The following is a 16,892-nucleotide window of genomic DNA, read 5'->3' as shown; positions in this document are numbered from 1 at the left end:
CTTGAAGCTAGTTCAAGGCCGCGTGATGTCACCCCCTTTTGTTGTGGATCTTACTTCAAATTTTCAGGCAGCCGCTGTGTTTGATTATTAGATTTGCGCGCCCTCTCTACCTGAACTCAAAAGGGGATCGAGAGTATATTGGACTTTTGTTTCGAAAATCCCCGGGGAGTGCCCCGGCACGTACGCCGAGGCTGGCTTTTTGGTGATTAGTGCCCAAGGGTCGCGGCGTCGACGCGCCGTGGGTCTGACGCACCAAACAAAAAGCCGCTTTCACGATCCACGAGGATCGACTGCGTTGATCCCATCACTGACTTCTCACTGACCTTATGGCCTCGTTGCTCAAGTAGGCCCACCGTGTCGAGATTGACCCCCTCTTCAATCCGAATTTCATCGGGCAGCCACTGGTGGTGGATGCGCGGCGCGAAGGAAGCCTCGGCAATGTTCATCCCGTGGTCGATGACATTCATGATGACTTGCAACGTGGTGGTGATAATGCGCGAGCCGCCGGGTGAACCGGTGACCATGAAGACTTCTCCGTCCTTCATCACAATTGTTGGCGACATAGAAGAAAGCGGGCGTTTACCACCCTCTACCGCATTGGCATCGCCGCCGATTAGACCATAGGCATTAGGCACACCGGGCTTGGCCGCGAAATCATCCATCTCATTGTTCATAAGAATACCGGTGCCGTCAGCGACCATTCCAGACCCATAGGAAAAGTTGATCGTATAGGTGTTGGAAACGGCGTTGCCATCCTTGTCCACGATCGAAAAATGCGTGGTTTGGTCAGACTCGTAAGGGGCAAGCTCACCCGGCTTAATACTGCTCGACGGTGTCGCTACATTGAGGCTGATTTTTCCGCGAATATCCTCAGCGTAGGCCTTAGACGTGATCTCGCTCAACGGTACATCAACGAAATCACTATCGCCAAGATATTCTGAGCGATCCGCATAGGCCCGTTTCATCGCTTCGGCCATGAGATGGATCGTGTCAGCCGTGTTATGACCAAGAAACGAGATCGGGTAGTCTTCTAGAACGTTCAGGATCTGGATGATATGCGCCCCGCCAGAGCTGGGCGGTGGCATTGATACGATCTCATAGCCTCGGTAAGTGCCGCGCACCGGGTCGCGTAGGACCGGCTTGTAGTTCGCCATATCCTCAACTGTGATGCGCCCTCCAGCAGCCTGTACTGCATCAGCAATCTTTGTTGCTGTCTCACCTTTGTAAAATCCGTCAGGCCCTTCAGTAGCGATCTTTTGCAAGGTATTTGCAAGATCCGCCTGCATAAGGGTCTCGCCGGGCTCATAGAAACCTCCGCCTTCTTTGTAAAAGATGCTCTCAGACGTCGGCCATTTCTTCAGCCGGTCCTCAAGTCCTTTGAGGCTGTCAGCAAGGCCGGGCGTGACGGCGATACCATCACGCGCAAGGGCGATGGCCGGTTCAATCACTTCGGCAAGGGTCATGCTACCGTAATTTTGCAACGCCATCTGCATGCCTGCCACGGTTCCCGGCACCCCGACCGCAAGCCCTGTAAAGCGCGAAAGCTCGCTGTCGGCGTTGCCTTCATCATCGAGGTACATATCGCGGTCGGCGGATGAGGGGGCCATTTCGCGGTAGTCTATGGCCTTGGTCTCGCCGGTCTCTGCGTCATGGACGATCATGAACCCGCCGCCGCCGATATTGCCTGCGCGCGGCAAGGTTACAGCCAATGCGAAAGCCACTGCCACGCCCGCGTCAATGGCATTGCCGCCCGCTTCGAGAATATCAAGCCCGATTTGGGCCGCCACAGCTTCCTGGGCCGACACCATACCGTTCTCGGCGTAGACGGGGTGAACACGGTCATCGCCGGAAAAAATCGCTGCTTCTTGGGCATAAAGCGCAGGGGCTGCTGACATCGTCAGGCATACTGCGCCAGTAATAAGCTGTCTCATTTTAGTCCTCCCATTTGCGTTTGCGTGGTTCAAGGCTCGCTGTTTCTCGTAAAAAGTGCAACTGTTGGGGCACCGATGTCAGGTGCTGCCTCCTAACCCCCAGTTGTTCCGCGCAAAACATTGATTAGAAGAAAAGCCAGAGCCGTGGCATTCTAAGTTAGAGCCCAAAAACCTTACGATCGCCCACCAGCACCTAAGCTATGGTGAACCTTAAGCGTGCATTCAGGGATTTGTTTGCAGCCTGGAAATAACAGATCAGGGCTTGTCGACCTTCTCGCGTCTCGGCGGCGCGTATCTGGTCTGGCGCAAGATTGCTCTGCCAGGGATGCTGGGTTAGATCCCCTTAATCGCGCCCCCATCAATCCGAATACGTGACCCAGTCACATAGCTCGCGCGGGTAGAGGCGAGGAACGTCACCACATCCGCGAATTCCTCAGGTTTGCCATAGCGCCCAGCCGGGATCGTGGCGCGGGATTTTGCGGCGACATCGGCCACATTGCTTTGGGTGCGTTTGGCGGCTCCGGCGTCGAGTTCGTCGACACGTTGGGTATGGATGCGCCCGGGCATCACCACATTGACCGTGATCCCATCGCCCGCCACTTCGCTCGCCAAGGTCTTTGACCACCCCACCACGGCGGAACGAATGCCGTTGCTGAGCGCTAGGTTCGGGATCGGTTGTTCAACGCCGGAAGAGGTGATCGAGATAATCCGGCCCCAGCCCCGCTCTTTCATCGCTGGCAGGAGACGCGTGTTGAGGTGGAATAGATTGGCCGCCATCGCCTCAAAATGCGCAAGCCATTGGCTGCGCTCTGCGGCCTGCGCCGTTCCGGGAGGCGGGCCGCCGCCGTTGTTGACGATGATATCAGCGCCGCCGTCAGAGAGCAGGCTGTCAACCAAGGCGTCCACCTGCGCGAAGTCCGACAGGTCGCATTCAACAGGTTGCACATTCTCGATGCCTTCGGCCCATTTCGCAATCTTGTCGCGGCTGCGTGCGGCGGCGAAAACGGTGACGCCCTCGGCGGCGAGTGATTTTGCGATGGCCATGCCAAGGCCACGGCTGGCCCCCAGAACAAGCGCGCGTTTGCCGGTGATTTGCAGATCCATCAGTTCAATTCCTTCAGTCGTTTTTCTTGCCGCGCAATCAGCCTGTCGACCTCCGCGCGGGTGGCATCGGTCAGCTGCGCCCCGGGGCGGCGCAGGGTGTCATGGGCGATGATGCCGCGCCTTGCGAGCGTGTATTTGCGGATAGCGAGGCCCAGCCCTGGCTGCTGTTCAAAACGAGCCAGCGGCAGATAGGCATCAAAAATATCTTGGGCGCGGCTGGCCTCTCCGTTCGAATAGAGATCGACCACCTGAACCATCATTTCAGGATAGGCAAAGCCAGTCATCGCCCCATCGGCACCGCGGGCCATTTCTTCGGGCAGGAACAACCCGCCATTGCCGCAAAGGATCGACAGAGGACGCTTGAGCGCCCCTTCCACACGCAGGGTGCTGATCTTTTCCAAACCGGGCCAATCTTCGTGTTTGAGGCAAACACATGTGGGCAGATCATTGGCGATCTGGGTAATCACCTTTGGGGCGATCTGCACGCCTGTAACCAGCGGAAAGTCCTGCAAGACAAAAGGCACATCGCCCAGAAGCTCGGCGACTTGGGTGTAGTAGTTAACGATTTGATCGTCGGTGCGCAGGCCGCCGGGCGGGGCGATCATGACGCCGGCCGCACCCATATCCATTGCCGCGCGGGTGAGCGTATCAATCTGTGCAAAGCCGGGGGCAGAGACGCCAACCACGACCGGCACGCGGCCACCCACGCGGGCCAAGATACGCGCCACGACCTCGCGAGATTCCTCGACCGTGAGCTTGGGTGCTTCGCCCATCATGCCCAGTACGGTGAGCCCCGTGGCTCCGGCCTCAAGATAGAAGTCGACCATCCGGTCGCAGCTATCCATGTCGATCCGGCCATCGGGGTGGAAGGGGGTGACGGCAATGACAAAGACGCCTTTTGCGTCTGCTGTGAGTGCGGACATGTTCTCTCCTATCGTGACTGTTGTAAGGCGACCCGGCCAATGGCCATGGCCGTCGCGGCTTGGCAGGGTTCAACCACCGGAATGCCAAGTTCGGTTTCGAGGTCACCACGAAAGGCGGTCATGCCAGCGCAGCCGAGGATCAGCACATCGGCACCGGCCCCATCGCGCAGGCTGGTGCCCACGGCCTTGAGCCGCTCAAAAGTGCGGGTCTCATCGGCCAGTTCCAGCACGCCCAGTCCCAGCGGTTCGTCACCGGCGAGCCGGTCCATGACGCCCATCGCACCGAGATAGCGCATATGGCGCGGGATTGAGCGGCGCAGGATCGACAGGATGCCAAAACGCTGGCCGAGGGTCATGGCCGTCAGCACCGCGGCTTCGGCAATGCCCAGAACCGGGCGGTTGGATTGTTCGCGAAGGGCGGCAAGCCCGGGGTCAGAGAAACAAGCGACGACAAAGGCGCTGGCCTGATCTTCCAACGCGGCACAATGCGCGAGCATGGGCCCCACGACGCCATCAACATGCGTCTGCGTTTCGATCCCCGGCGGGCCTTCGGCCAGTGTGCGGGCGGTGATCGGCACAGGGCTGGCGGCGCGCATCGGATCAATGGCGCGGTCGATGCCTTGTGTCACATGCTGGCTGCTGTTGGGGTTGATGATGTAAATCGTCATAGCTGCCCTTCCCTCTGGCCCCAAAAATCAGAAGGCAGCGCAAGATCCTGCGCGCCACCCATCCGCTCAATCATCAACGCGGCCTCTCCGGCGGCATCGCGTAGCACTTCGGCCTCATCCAGCCGTGTGGCGCGGGCATCGCGCAGCACCATTTCGCCGCCGACCATGACGTTGCTCACATCATTACCATTGGCAAAGCAGACCAGCCGATGCACAGGCATATTGCCCGGCTGTAGATGTGGTCGCGCAAGGTCAAGCGTAACGATATCCGCAGCCTTGCCGACTTCCAAAGACCCGATGCGCTCGTCCATCCCGAGCGCTTTGGCCCCGTCGACGGTACACATCTGTAGCACTCTGCCGATGGGCAGCACATCGGCGTCACGGAAGTGCCGACGGTGGTAGTGCATCGCCTGCTGCATGTGCCGAAACATATCGCCTGAGCGATCCGGTGCCGTGGCATCAGACCCAAGCGCCACACAGACGCCAATCTCCATCATTTCAGTCGCCGGGCAGCGGCCTGTGATAGATGCATTGGCCGAGGGATTATGCGCGATTTTGGTATCGGTTTCTGCCGTCAAAGCGATCTCATCGTCATGCAGATCAATGCAATGTGACAGCAGAGCGTCGGGCCCCAAAAGCCCAAGCGCCTGCGCCCGGCGGATGGAGCCCCGCCAATGGCCGTCCTGGGTGAAAACCAGCCCCTTGTCGCGCGCATAGGCGCGCACGGCGCGGCTTTGGTCGCAGGCGTCGGAATAGTCTTGGGCCGCCATTTCGCGCTCATGTTCATCGCGCAGGACGGGGTAGAGCATGGCGATGTTGATCCGGCCCGCGTGGGTATCGTGCCAGTCCTCGGCAACGGCTTTGCTCGTGTCGAACTGTTGCTCAAAGCTGACCTGATAGGGCCGCGGTCCGCCATCCTGCCATTCAGCGTAGATAATCGGATGCGGCGCGCGTGTGGGTCCGATGGCGACAACCGTGCGGGTGCCGACTTCCAGCACGCCTTGGCAATGAGCAGCGGCATAATCGGGGTGGTCGCTGCGCATGATCGTGTCACCGCCGCCCAGCAGAGAAACGCCCGTGGTCACGCCGAAACGCAGCCGCTCTAACGCTGCCAGCCGCGCCTCGGCGTGCCAGAATTCGGGGGGTGAAATTTGGGTATAGACCTCGCCGCAGATGTCCTCCCACCGGTTGCCCCCATGCATGCCCATCGTTTTGATCAACCCGTGGCCGGCATGTGCATGGACGTCGATCAAACCGGGAAAGACAATATGGCCGGTGGTGTCGATCACCTCTGCTGCCTGCATCTGTTCGCCCAGTTCCGCCGCCGTGCCAATGGCGGTGATGACGCCCTCCGATACGGCCACCGCGCCGTTCTCAACTACCCGGCGCGCCGGGTCCATCGTGATGACGGCCCCGCCGGTCAGAAGCGTATCAGCCTGCATGGGCGGTCTCCTCCAACAGCGGCAGTTGCGTCACGTCGATCACCCCGTCGGCGGGCATGGTGAAGTCTGGATGCTCCCCCACGATCCCGATCGCCCGCAGTGGGTTATAGAGCGTCAGCCAAGCTGGGTCCGACTGGAGCAGCGCATAGGCTTGCCGCCAGATTTCGGCCCGAGCGGCGCGGCTGGTCGTGAGGCGGCCCTCGTCGATCAGCGCTTCGATCTGGGGGTTGGCATAGCCCTGCCACCAAGACCCCGCGATGCGGCTGTCGATTTTCTCATAAAGCACGCGGTAGGTGCTCATCGGGCTGCTATCAAAAACGCAAAGATCGCGGATTTCCTTGCGCCGCACCATATGGGCGTAGTCTTCGCGCTCAGGGTGGATGTGCACGTTGAGCGTGATTCCTACTTCGGCGAGCTGCGCGCCAAGAGCGGCGGTCAGAAGTTCAGCCTCATCGGGCAGGCGTGTCGGGCAATCCACCTCAAGTCTGAGACCGTTGCCATGGCCAGCCTCAGCTAGCAAAGCGCGGGCTGTTTCGCGGTCCATCTGTGCGCCCGCCCCCTGCCCCGCACCAAAATGGTTAGGGCTGACGAAACCACGCAGAGGGCGCGCGGCGCCTTGCATGACCGTTTCGACAATCGCTTCGCGGTCAACAGCTAGGCTCAGCGCCCGGCGGACCCGCGCATCGGCGAGTGGGCCCTTTGCTGCGTTAAGCAGGTAGATGATCGCCACGGGAGAGAGAAACTCATGCCGCATGGTGCCGAGTGCGCGTGAAGCGTCGAAGTCCAACCCATTGGCGAACTGAACCGCGCCCTCCGCCAGCATCGCCTGACGTCGCGCTGCATCCGGCTCCAACAGCCAAGTGATTTCGGCATTAGCGGGGGTGCCGGAAAAATGCCCCGCGACGCGGGTGGCGCTAATGCGTTCTGGCGAGATCTGCGTGATCCGGTAAGGGCCGCTGCCGATCTGGGCGCCGTGGTCGCCTGCATCCAGTGCGGCAAAGGCCGAGGGGGCGACGATAAAGCCCTGCTCCAGCACATCCAGCAAGTCCGCCATCGGCGCAGTCAAGGTGACCCGCAGTTGCGTAGGGTCCAGCACTTCAAGCCTTGCCCCACCCAAGAACTGCCGCCAGACGGCGGGCGCGCCAAGGGTATAGCCTTTGTCCTCCCGTGCCATGCGCTCAAGCGAGGCAGCCACGGCGGTCGCATCGCAGGGGGTACCATCGTGGAACTGCACACCTGACTGCAAGGTGAACTCCCAACTACGCGCATCGTCGGACACCGACCACTTTCGTGCAAGCGCCGGGACAAACCCCTGCCCTTCGCGTTTCACCAGCGTGTCGTAAACCGCGTGTAGCACCGTCAGTTCATCATTCGCATCAGTACAATCATGCGGATCATGCAGCCCCAGTCGGGCCTGTGCGATAATGGTCATGTGACATCCCTTTCCGGCTCATCGATCAGGTGACAGGCGACAGTTTGCCCTTCGCCCACATCGCGCAAGGCAGGCCGCTCTGCGGCACAGCGGTCCCATGCAAAGGGGCAGCGGGTGCGGAAACAACAGCCCGACGGCAGCGAAAGCGCCGAGGGCACCTCGCCCGTAAGCTCGATCTCTTCCGTATCGCGTTTTTCTTTGATGCTCGGCGCGGCAGAGAGCAGTGCGCGGGTGTAGGGATGGCGCGGGCGCGAGAAGAGCACATCGCGCGGGGCGTTCTCGACCATGAAGCCCAAATACATCACGCCAATCTTGTCTGCGATATGATGCACCACCGAGAGGTCGTGGCTGATGAACAGATAGGCCAGCCCGAACTCATCGCGGAGGTCTTTCATCAAGTTGAGAATTTGCGCCTGAATCGACACATCCAGCGCGGAGACCGGCTCATCTGCGACGATCAGCCCCGGTGTGACCGACAGCGCGCGGGCGATGCCGATCCGTTGCCGCTGCCCGCCCGAGAACTGGTGTGGATAACGCGCTGCGTGTTCGGCGTTCAGGCCAACCCGCGCCAGAAGCGCTTCGATCTTCGCGGGAACCGCGCGCCGCTCGGCGGCGGTGGCTGTCTGCTGAAGTAGAGGTTCAGCCACGATATCGCGTACCTTTTGGCGCGGGTTCAACGAGGCATATGGGTCTTGGAAGATCATCTGCATCTTGGCACGGACGGGCAGCATCTGCGCGAAGTCATGGTCGGCCACTTCTTCGCCATCGATCCACAGCTCACCGCCTGTGGGCTTGTAAATCCGCGCGATGGTCTTGGCGACGGTCGACTTCCCGCAGCCGCTTTCGCCGACCAACGCCATGATCTCCCCACGCGCGATGCTAAAGTTGACCCCGTTCACCGCACGCACAACCGGACGGTTGAGCCGCGGCCCCTTTTTGCCAAAGCGTAGCCGGTCAAGGACAGAGCCACCGAGGGAGAAATGCATCTCGAGATTGCGCACCTCGAGCATCGGTGCGGTGGCGTCGGTCATGCGGAATCTCCAGGGCTCAAGGGGAAGTGGCAGGCGGCGGAAAGCGATCCCCGCTGCGCAGTGAGGCTTGGCTCAAACTCGGCGCAAAGCGCTTGCGCGCGGGGGCAACGGTCGCGGAAATTGCAGCCTTTGGGCAGGTTGCGGATGTCCGGCACTGTGCCGGGGATCTGTTGCAGCCGCTCGTGCCGGTTTGACAGATCAGGGATGCTGTCGATCAGCCCGCGGGTATAGGGATGCGCGGGGGCTTCGATCAACTCACGGGTGCGCCCGCGCTCAACCACGTTGCCACAGTAAAGAACGGTGATGTGATCCGCCATTTCCGACACCACGGCAAGATCGTGCGTGACAAGGATCATCGACGCGCCTTTTTCAGAAATCTGGCGGCGCATGAGTTTCAGGATCTGGCTTTGGATTGTCACATCAAGCGCGGTGGTCGGCTCATCAGCGATGATCAGCCGGGGCCGCGCCAGAAGTGCGATGGCGATGACGACTCGTTGGCGCATCCCACCCGAGAACTGATGCGGATAGGCTTTAAGGCGCTCTTCGGCTTGACTAATGCCGACGCTCTCCAACATTTCGACGCAGGCGGCATGGCGTGCCCTTGCGTCAAGATCGCTGTGCAAGCGCAGCACTTCGTCCATCTGGCGACCGACACTGTGCAGCGGATTAAGCGATGTCATCGGGTCTTGGAACACCATCGAGATATCCCGCCCCCGGATCTCACGCAGCCGCGCTTCGCCAGCTTTCACGAGGTCTTCGCCATCGAGCAGGATCTCCCCGCCCTCGATCTTGCCAGGGCTGTCGATCAAGCCAAGTATTGAAAAGCCGGCGACGGACTTGCCACCACCGCTTTCACCGACCAGCCCCATGACTTCGCCCGCTGCGACGTCGAAACTGACGCCGTTCACGGCCTTCACCGTGCCCGCGAACGTGTGGAAATATGTCCGCAGATCGCGCACTTCAAGCAGCTTAGATTGTGCTGTATCCGCCATCATTTCAGCCTCGGGTTCAATTCGTCACGTAGGAAGTCGCCAAACAGATTGATGCCAAAGACCAACATCATAATCGCGAAGCCCGGGAAAACGCTGGTCCACCATAGGCCCGAGAAGAGAACATCAAACCCGTTTTTGATGAGCAGCCCCAGCGACGGCTGGGTGATCGGCACGCCGACACCGAGGAAGGAAAGCGAGGCTTCGATCAACACGAAGGTGCCCACCTGAATGGTTGCGATGACGATGAGCGGCGTCAGTACATTGGGCAGCACATGTTTGCGGATGATCTTCGCATTGGGCAGCCCCGCCACCTTGGCCGCCTGCACATATTCTTTTTCGATCTCCGACAGGGTCGAGCCGCGCACGGTCCGAGCATAGACAACCCAACCCACCGCCGTCAGTGCAATCAGCACCTTATCGACACCGGTGCCCACTGCGGACATCAAGAAAAGCGCAATCAGGATCGACGGGAAGGACAGTTGGATGTCGGCAACCCGCATGATGATGCTGTCAACGAGACCGCCATAAAACCCAGCGATCAGCCCCAGCAGCGTGCCGATGACACAGGATGCCACCATGGCTACCAGACCGATAAACAATGAGATCCGCGCGCCATACAGGATCGACGCCCAGACATCGCGCCCCTGCCCGTCGGTGCCAAGCCAGAATTGCGGGTCGCCCCCCTCGAGCCAAACCGGGGGTTTGTAGCTGTCCATCAGGTTCAGGGCCGCGATGTCATAAGGGTTCTGGCTCACCACAAAGGGGCCGACCAGAACCGCCAATGCAAAAAACACCATCAGCGCACTGCCGATCATCGCCGAGGAGCTGCGGCGGTAGTTGTAAAAGAATTCGGAATGGAAGAATGCCGTCATGTCACCGCCCTCTCATTTCAATGTGATACGCGGGTCGATCAGCGTGTAGACGATATCGACAAGGAAATTGATGATGACAAAGATCAGCGCGACCAGCATCAGATAGACGACGATCACAGGCCGGTCGGCGCGGTAGATGCTGTCGATCAGCAGCTTGCCCATGCCGGGCCATGAGAAAATCGTTTCGGTGATGGTGGCAAAGGCGATGAGGTCACCCAGTTGCAGGCCAAAAATGGTGATAACCGGGATCAGCGCATTTTTCAGCCCGTGCTTATAAAGGACATCCCGCCGCGTCGCCCCTTTGGCGCGGGCGAATTTCATAAAGTCCTGCCGCCCGACCTCCATCATGCCGGCGCGGGTCATGCGCAACAGGATCGCCATTGTCGCGAGCGATAGGGTCACGGCAGGTAGAATGATGTGATGCCAGCCGTCGGCGGTTAGCAGGCTGATGCGCAAACCAAAGATCTCGGCGGTGTCGCCCCGGCCTGAGGAAGGAAAGATCCCCCAATGTACGGCAAAGAGAAAGATCAGCACCATGCCAACCCAGAATCCCGGAAGCGAAATACCCAAGAGCGAGCCTGCCATGATGGTGCGGCTAATCCGGCTGTTCGGATTGGCGCCAGCATAGACACCGAGCGGAATTGCGACGGCCAGCGCGAGTGCCATGGCGACCAGCACCATCTCGACGGTGGCGGGCAGGCGTTCAAGGATCAGCGTCATGGCGGGCTGGCGGAAGACGTAGGAATTCCCGAAATCCCCCTGCACGAGGCTCGAGGTGAAGCGCCAATATTGCACGAGTAGAGACTGATCGAGTCCCAGAATGCGCCGCGCCTGCGCGATTTCGGCATCGGTTGCGTCAATCGGCACGACCATGAACACCGGGTCGCCGGTGAAACTCATCATCAAGAAGACGATCACAGAGACGACCCAGAGCACAAGGCTCATTTGAATCAGGCGTTTCAGCAGATATCCGAACATCGGCGGCTACAGTCTTTCGCTGGCGGGAAAAGGGTGGCCCCGGCGACGACGCGCCGCCGGGGTCGCGCGGCGTGGCTTACTCGGCCACGTCCATGTCATAGGCCCAGATGAACTTATCGACGCGCGGCGATAGGCTCACCCCATCGCGCACGGCGTAGATGTCCTGCTCGTAATGAACGGGAATCATCGGGATGTCGGCGAGCAGCAGCTTGGAGGCTTCCTGAAGCAGACGGTCACGCTCTTCGATGCTCGGGGTGGCATCGGCCTGATCGATTAAGGCATCTAGCTCCGGGTTGGAGTAAGAACCCCGATTGACCTGCCCGTAGCCTTCTTTCTTGTCGCGAGTGTAGAACAGCGCGCCATACATCGAGCCCGCATCCCCCGCTGGCACATCCCAGCCCGACATGATGAAGCTCGACTGCTCCGTCGGCACGCGAATGTAGCCCCAGAAGTTCGACTTGGGCATGATGTTCAGCTGCAGGTCGATGTTGATCTTGGCCAGCATCGACGCCAGCGCCTGCGCGATCTGCGCGTCGTTGACGTAGCGGTTGTTGGTGGCGTCCAGCGTCATGGTAAAACCATCGGGATAACCCGCATCAGCCATCAGTTCTTTCGCCGCGTCGATGTCCACCGGATACATCTCGCGGAAGCTTATCCCATCGGCATAGCCGATGTGCGATTCCGGGACGAATTGGTCGCTCGGCATGGCGAGACCGTTCATGACGATTTTGTTGATCGCATCGGTGTCGATGGCGCGGGCGATAGCTTCGCGCACGCGCTGATCAACCATCGGGTTATCACCTTCGATGGTAGGCGATTTGGCACGGGTGTCCATCGCAAGCACGACGTTCAAGAGGCTTGGGCGGGTGACGACCTCGAAACCCTCTTCGCGCTTCACACGGTCTACATCACGCACGGCGAGATCTTGAATGACGTCGACTTCACCAGTCAGCAGTGCAGCCGTGCGGGTCGCCGGGTTGGTGATCGGGCGGAAAATAACCGTGTCGATCTTAGGCTTGCCAGCCCAGTAACCGTCAAAAGCGTTAAGAGTCAGCTTCTCTTCCTTTATCCACTCACCGAGCATATAGGGTCCGGTGCCCATCGGCTCGAGATCCATTTTTTCATCGCCAGTTTCAGTCGTGTAGTCGCTGTCGAGGATCAGCAATTCTGCAAGATCATTAGGCAGGACGGCATAGGGCTTTGGCGTCGTGATCTCGACCGTGAGGTCATCTACGGCTGTGATCGAGGCGATATTCGCGACCAGATCGGGTCGGATCGACTCGCGGGCCTTCTCAACGGTAAAGACCACATCTTCGGCGGTGAAATCATTGCCGTTATGGAACTTCACGCCTGCGCGCAGTTTAAAACGCCACGTGGTGTCATCGACGTTTTCCCAGCTTTCGGCAAGGCCGGGGCCAAAGGTCAGATCAGCACTGCGTTTCACCAGCGGATCATAGAGGTGATAATACATGATGTTGGACGACAGCTCCTCCCCCGCCAAGGGGTAGAGGTGGCTGGGGTCTGCCGTCAGGCCGATGGTCACCGATTTCTCGGCCAGCGCCGCGCCCGCCGTCGTCGCCATCAGGGCAAGACCGAACGCACTGGTGCGCAGTGCAGTTTCACTGAGGTATTTCATTGTAAGTTCTCCACTGTTGGATGGGTGACGGGGCCGCTTGTTCGACCCTCATTCGATTTTGTTATGGAATGGATCAATGACCGGGGCGGGCGGTCTGCACCTCGATCTGGTAGCCTTCGGGGTCGTTCATCGCGAAGGCGCGAATGCCAAGCTCATCACTATCGAACATCTTGGTCAAACCAGAGACGTCTTTTGCCTCGGCCCAGGCATACCAAGCATCGACATCCGGCACCCGCATGCAGAGCTGCACAGTCTTTTTCTCCTGCCACTTCTGCATGCCGCGAGTCTCGTCCACGAGACCGACATGCGCTTGCCCGTCGATGCGGTAGATTTTTGACCAACCTTGATCGATGGCGAGGGTCAGACCCAGAACATCTTCGTAAAAGCGCATCGCTGTCGGCAGATCGCGGTAGTACTGAAAGGTGATCGCCAGAACGATACCGCCCTCGGGTCGTTGCGCTTGCATGAAATCCTCACTGAGCTCTAATTTGGTATCCAGATGGTATACACTCGGAATGCTGAGTCAACCACCTTTGCGGCGGTGTGGGCATCGGCGAGGATCAAAAGGGGTGATAAATGTGCGAGATGATGGATTCGCGGACATTGCTCAGATGCAGCTTCATCGCCGCGCTGGCGGCTTCTGGCTCCTGTGCGACGACAGCATCAATCAGGGCAATATGCTCCTCACAGCCCGGCACCAAACGGTCGGGGATCGAGCCTTGATCATACATGCCGGTCTTGATCTTCAACCCTTCGACCAACTCCAGCAACAGTTTGGAGCCCGCCATTTCTGCAAGAATGAAGTGTAGGCGCATATCTAGGGCCGAATGCTCTGCTGCAGAGGGGCGCGAACCATTTATGAACGCTTGCATTTTTGCCCTAATTTCCACCAGTTCTGCGGTAGACTTGTTAGAAGCTGCAGCTTTGCGCGCCGCTTCGCATTCAAGCAAACTTCTTACATGAAGGATCTCCATAATGTCATTCAATGACACGCTTGAGACCACCGGCGCACTGCCTGCGCTGCGCTTGGCTAGCCCTTCGCTGACCAATTGCCCAATCGCTTCGCGTATCGGGGTGCGCGACACGCCCAAATGGTCGGCGAATTTCTTCTCACTCAAACGGGTGCCCGGTTCTAGCGTTCCGTCCAATATCATCGACTTTAGCTGTTTAAAGGTTGTATCTCCAAGCGTCTCTATCTTATCGGTCATGTCCCCTCCCCTAGGCGGCCAATGGTCCGCCTCCTCCGCAATTTGTTTTTCAGAGGTATACCATACAGTATACGTATGGTATGAATATTTTTCAAACCGTGATATTGCATATCGTCGAGGTCGCCATGCAAAGCAAACAGATTGATACCATCATCCGAGGTGGCACTGTCGTTATGCCATCTGGCACTGCGGTGCAGGACATCGTCATTTCCAAGGGTAAGATCGCAAAGTTGGGCGAGGCCGTTGTATCTTCCGCCCCGACAGAGATTGATGCCCGCGGGTTGCTTGTCCTGCCCGGCGGCGTAGACACCCATTGCCATATCGAGCAGATGTCCGGCGCCGGGTTGATGAATGCCGACACGTTCCGCACAGCCACACGCTCTGCCGCGATCGGCGGGACGACGACGACCGTCTCATTTGCGGCCCAACACGCGGGTCAGAAGATGCGGCAGGTGGTGGAGGACTATGCTGTGCTCGCCAAGAAAGGGGCGGTGATCGACCACGCCTTTCACATGATTGTCGCCGATACCGGCAATGGCAACTTAACCGAGGACATTCCCGAACTGATCGCCGAGGGGCATCGTTCGATTAAAATTTTCACCACTTACGCCAAAGTACGCCAAGACGATAAATCAATCCTCGACATCCTCGCACTGGCCCGAGACGCGGGGGCGTTGGTCTGTTTCCATGCGGAGAATGATGGGCTGATTGGCCATATGACCGAAATGCTTCTAGCCGAAGGCAAGACCGCGCCAAAGTATCACGCAGAGTCGCACCCGCGCGCAGCAGAGATCGAAGCGATCGACCGGATGTGCCGCTTTGCCGAGTTCACCGGTGCGCGGATCATGATCTTTCACGTCTCGACCCGCGAAGGGGCCGAAATCGTCCGACAGGCGCGCGCCCGAGGCGTGAAGGTACAGGCCGAAACCTGCCCGCATTACCTGTTCATGACCGTCGACATTCTAGAGCGCGAAAACCCGGCCCGCTTCATGTGTTCCCCGCCACAACGCAGCCGCGACGATCAAGAGGCGCTTTGGGACGCGATGGCCGATGGCACGATTGAGCTCGTCACTTCAGACCACGCGCCCTACCGGCTCGATTCGAGCGGAAAGTTTGCCCATGGCGAGGATGCGCCCTTCAACCAGATTGCCAATGGGATGCCGGGGCTAGAAACGCGCCTGCCGCTGATGTTCAACGCCATGGTCAACGAAGGGCGTATGGGGCTTGAGGCATTTGCTCATCTAACTGCTACGGCCCCTGCGCGTGCCTTTGGTTTGGACAGCAAGGGAGCAATTGCCCAAGGGCTCGACGCAGATCTCGCGATCTGGGACCCAAAGGCGCGCTATACCTATGGCGCGAATGATCTGCATGACAATACAGGGTATAACCCGTTCGAGGGCACGACGGTCAAAGGCATGCCGCGCCATGTCTTCTCCCGCGGGACCATGCTGGTGCGTGATCGGGAGATTGTATCAGAGGCACCCCAAGGGCGCTGGCTGCCGATGAGGGCCGAATAGGGATGCCTTCGCAGCACCCCCTACCCTCTTTATCATTTCCAATCTTAGTTCATGTCGTAGTTTGCATGGCTCGGCTTGTCATAGATTTCTGCCTTCGCCACCGCGGCCAACCCATCCGTGTCGGTGGGAGCCACATCGGCCAGCAGATCGGCCCCGCGATCAATGACGCGTTTGTAGTCTTCTAGCAGCACTTCGGGGTTCCCGATCCGACAGCCCTTGGCGTTCTCGGCCAATACAGCTTCATCCGCATTTACGAATTTTGCGAGTGAACCCTTCAGAGCTTAATCTGGCTCAAAGATTTCTATGCCACCCTTTTTGGCACAGGAAACCGCTTTCTCAACGTGCCTGTCGAACTCAACCCAGTGTTGGCGAGGGAGGATGCCACTTGGTCAAACAAACCACTGCGCAACTCTTCGAACAGTCCCTGCCTGAATGTTGGTGATAGCCCCACTCGAAACCAGCGTGGTAGTGGCCCATAGCCAGCGTGTTTGTGTGCGTGATCCCATGCGAGAGCAAGAAGGAGCCCGGCGCTTGAACAGTCGCGACAGCGCAGTTGAACGAACCGGCATTGAGGCTGGTGTCCCGTTAGCCCCACTATCAACTCTAGGCCACAATGGTGCACGTTATCGAAAATTTGAGTCTGCCGCAAAGCACCCCTGATAGATTTATATCAAGTTTTTCATGTGCTTGTGCACCGGCGTTCATCTAAAGATCAGCCCTGGGTTGTAGTTGGGTTTGATCCAGGAAAACTATAATCTGATCTTGATCCAAGCGCGTAATGCTGACCGATGCGCACTTTCGGCATCGCGGCGATACCGTGTAAGCGTAGCCATGGTTTTTCGCAAGGCAACCGGCCGCACCGGGCTAGAACGGATTAGGAAGCGAGCGATATCCGAAAGAAACTCATCGTCCTTCAGGCTTTCGGCCATCGAGAACAATTCCTCATCCTGTCTAGGCTCAGGACTCATAGCCAGTAGATGACAGTGGCGGCGAGAGCGATGGCTGAGAGGAAGACCTTTGGGCATCGGTCGTAGCGGGTGGCAACGCGCCGCCAGTCCTTGAGTCTGCCGAACATGATCTCGATCCGATTGCGGCGTTTGTATCTGCGCTTGTCATACTTCACCGTCGCCTTCCGCTGTTTTCGTCCGGGGATGCAGG

The 16,892-nt window shown here is 58.9% G+C and carries 16 protein-coding genes; 1 reads left to right on the top strand and 15 read right to left on the bottom strand.

Annotation, left to right across the window (positions count from 1 at the left end; all coding sequences use genetic code 11):
* Positions 1–206: 206 nt before the first annotated feature.
* The 13 genes from ggt to WNY61_RS18920 form a co-directional block, all read right to left on the bottom strand.
* Positions 207–1,931 carry a gamma-glutamyltransferase gene (ggt, locus tag WNY61_RS18980; protein WP_342853007.1) on the bottom strand — a complete coding sequence of 575 codons (1,725 nt, stop codon included), beginning with the start codon at positions 1,929–1,931 and terminating at the stop codon, positions 207–209.
* Positions 1,932–2,264: 333 nt separating this feature from the next.
* Positions 2,265–3,035, bottom strand: coding sequence for an SDR family oxidoreductase (locus tag WNY61_RS18975; protein WP_342853006.1), 771 nt, complete (start codon positions 3,033–3,035; stop codon positions 2,265–2,267).
* A complete protein-coding gene (locus tag WNY61_RS18970) occupies positions 3,035–3,958 on the bottom strand; it encodes a dihydrodipicolinate synthase family protein (protein ID WP_342853005.1) in 924 nt (307 codons plus the stop codon). The genes WNY61_RS18975 and WNY61_RS18970 overlap by 1 nt, the downstream gene beginning before the upstream one ends.
* 8 nt (positions 3,959–3,966) lie before the next feature.
* Positions 3,967–4,626: an aspartate/glutamate racemase family protein gene (locus tag WNY61_RS18965; protein ID WP_342853004.1), complete on the bottom strand. Its 660-nt coding sequence runs from the start codon at positions 4,624–4,626 to the stop codon at positions 3,967–3,969.
* Complete coding sequence (locus tag WNY61_RS18960) at positions 4,623–6,068, bottom strand: amidohydrolase family protein (protein WP_342853003.1); 1,446 nt, start codon at positions 6,066–6,068, stop codon at positions 4,623–4,625. The genes WNY61_RS18965 and WNY61_RS18960 overlap by 4 nt, the downstream gene beginning before the upstream one ends.
* Positions 6,058–7,500 (bottom strand): ABC transporter substrate-binding protein, encoded by a 1,443-nt coding sequence (locus WNY61_RS18955; RefSeq protein WP_342853002.1) that lies wholly within the window; start codon positions 7,498–7,500, stop codon positions 6,058–6,060. Before WNY61_RS18955 ends, WNY61_RS18960 begins: the two co-directional genes overlap by 11 nt.
* Positions 7,497–8,531 carry a dipeptide ABC transporter ATP-binding protein gene (locus WNY61_RS18950; protein ID WP_342853001.1) on the bottom strand — a complete coding sequence of 345 codons (1,035 nt, stop codon included), beginning with the start codon at positions 8,529–8,531 and terminating at the stop codon, positions 7,497–7,499. The genes WNY61_RS18955 and WNY61_RS18950 overlap by 4 nt, the downstream gene beginning before the upstream one ends.
* The gene (locus WNY61_RS18945; protein ID WP_342853000.1) at positions 8,528–9,523 is read right to left on the bottom strand and encodes an ABC transporter ATP-binding protein; all 996 of its coding nucleotides are present in this window, start codon (positions 9,521–9,523) and stop codon (positions 8,528–8,530) included. Before WNY61_RS18945 ends, WNY61_RS18950 begins: the two co-directional genes overlap by 4 nt.
* Positions 9,523–10,395, bottom strand: a complete 873-nt coding sequence (locus tag WNY61_RS18940) for an ABC transporter permease (RefSeq protein WP_342852999.1) — start codon at positions 10,393–10,395, stop codon at positions 9,523–9,525. The genes WNY61_RS18945 and WNY61_RS18940 overlap by 1 nt, the downstream gene beginning before the upstream one ends.
* Before the next feature lie 12 nt (positions 10,396–10,407).
* Positions 10,408–11,373 (bottom strand): ABC transporter permease, encoded by a 966-nt coding sequence (locus WNY61_RS18935; protein ID WP_342852998.1) that lies wholly within the window; start codon positions 11,371–11,373, stop codon positions 10,408–10,410.
* 76 nt (positions 11,374–11,449) lie between these two features.
* Positions 11,450–13,009, bottom strand: coding sequence for an ABC transporter substrate-binding protein (locus WNY61_RS18930; protein WP_342852997.1), 1,560 nt, complete (start codon positions 13,007–13,009; stop codon positions 11,450–11,452).
* 73 nt (positions 13,010–13,082) lie between these two features.
* Positions 13,083–13,475 carry a VOC family protein gene (locus tag WNY61_RS18925; protein WP_342852996.1) on the bottom strand — a complete coding sequence of 131 codons (393 nt, stop codon included), beginning with the start codon at positions 13,473–13,475 and terminating at the stop codon, positions 13,083–13,085.
* A gap of 94 nt (positions 13,476–13,569) precedes the next feature.
* Positions 13,570–14,217 carry a GntR family transcriptional regulator gene (locus WNY61_RS18920; RefSeq protein ID WP_342852995.1) on the bottom strand — a complete coding sequence of 216 codons (648 nt, stop codon included), beginning with the start codon at positions 14,215–14,217 and terminating at the stop codon, positions 13,570–13,572.
* An 80-nt stretch (positions 14,218–14,297) separates the two neighbouring features.
* On the opposite strand from WNY61_RS18920, the gene hydA reads away from it, so the two are divergent.
* Positions 14,298–15,734, top strand: coding sequence for a dihydropyrimidinase (hydA, locus tag WNY61_RS18915; RefSeq protein WP_342852994.1), 1,437 nt, complete (start codon positions 14,298–14,300; stop codon positions 15,732–15,734).
* Positions 15,735–15,778: 44 nt separating this feature from the next.
* On the opposite strand, the gene WNY61_RS18910 is transcribed toward hydA, so the two are convergent.
* Both WNY61_RS18910 and WNY61_RS18905 read right to left on the bottom strand, forming a co-directional pair.
* On the bottom strand, positions 15,779–15,967 hold the full coding sequence (locus tag WNY61_RS18910; protein ID WP_342852993.1) for a hypothetical protein: 189 nt from the start codon (positions 15,965–15,967) through the stop codon (positions 15,779–15,781).
* Positions 15,968–16,698: 731 nt separating this feature from the next.
* Positions 16,699–16,892 (bottom strand): transposase (locus WNY61_RS18905; RefSeq protein WP_342852992.1); only part of this gene is annotated, 194 nt, incomplete at its 5' end.

The sequence above is a fragment of the Sulfitobacter sp. AS92 genome, from assembly GCF_038900015.1.
GTDB lineage: Bacteria > Pseudomonadota > Alphaproteobacteria > Rhodobacterales > Rhodobacteraceae > Sulfitobacter.
This window is presented reverse-complemented; position numbering and strand designations above follow the sequence as displayed.

What these genes read in the sequence shown, in the direction of transcription:
- ggt (WP_342853007.1), bottom strand. Translation starts at nt 1,931, where the DNA reads ATGAGACAGCTTATTACTGGCGCAGTATGCCTGACGATGTCAGCAGCC.
- WNY61_RS18975 (WP_342853006.1), bottom strand. Translation starts at nt 3,035, where the DNA reads ATGGATCTGCAAATCACCGGCAAACGCGCGCTTGTTCTGGGGGCCAGC.
- WNY61_RS18970 (WP_342853005.1), bottom strand. Translation starts at nt 3,958, where the DNA reads ATGTCCGCACTCACAGCAGACGCAAAAGGCGTCTTTGTCATTGCCGTC.
- WNY61_RS18965 (WP_342853004.1), bottom strand. Translation starts at nt 4,626, where the DNA reads ATGACGATTTACATCATCAACCCCAACAGCAGCCAGCATGTGACACAA.
- WNY61_RS18960 (WP_342853003.1), bottom strand. Translation starts at nt 6,068, where the DNA reads ATGCAGGCTGATACGCTTCTGACCGGCGGGGCCGTCATCACGATGGAC.
- WNY61_RS18955 (WP_342853002.1), bottom strand. Translation starts at nt 7,500, where the DNA reads ATGACCATTATCGCACAGGCCCGACTGGGGCTGCATGATCCGCATGAT.
- WNY61_RS18950 (WP_342853001.1), bottom strand. Translation starts at nt 8,531, where the DNA reads ATGACCGACGCCACCGCACCGATGCTCGAGGTGCGCAATCTCGAGATG.
- WNY61_RS18945 (WP_342853000.1), bottom strand. Translation starts at nt 9,523, where the DNA reads ATGGCGGATACAGCACAATCTAAGCTGCTTGAAGTGCGCGATCTGCGG.
- WNY61_RS18940 (WP_342852999.1), bottom strand. Translation starts at nt 10,395, where the DNA reads ATGACGGCATTCTTCCATTCCGAATTCTTTTACAACTACCGCCGCAGC.
- WNY61_RS18935 (WP_342852998.1), bottom strand. Translation starts at nt 11,373, where the DNA reads ATGTTCGGATATCTGCTGAAACGCCTGATTCAAATGAGCCTTGTGCTC.
- WNY61_RS18930 (WP_342852997.1), bottom strand. Translation starts at nt 13,009, where the DNA reads ATGAAATACCTCAGTGAAACTGCACTGCGCACCAGTGCGTTCGGTCTT.
- WNY61_RS18925 (WP_342852996.1), bottom strand. Translation starts at nt 13,475, where the DNA reads ATGCAAGCGCAACGACCCGAGGGCGGTATCGTTCTGGCGATCACCTTT.
- WNY61_RS18920 (WP_342852995.1), bottom strand. Translation starts at nt 14,217, where the DNA reads ATGACCGATAAGATAGAGACGCTTGGAGATACAACCTTTAAACAGCTA.
- hydA (WP_342852994.1), top strand. Translation starts at nt 14,298, where the DNA reads ATGAATATTTTTCAAACCGTGATATTGCATATCGTCGAGGTCGCCATG.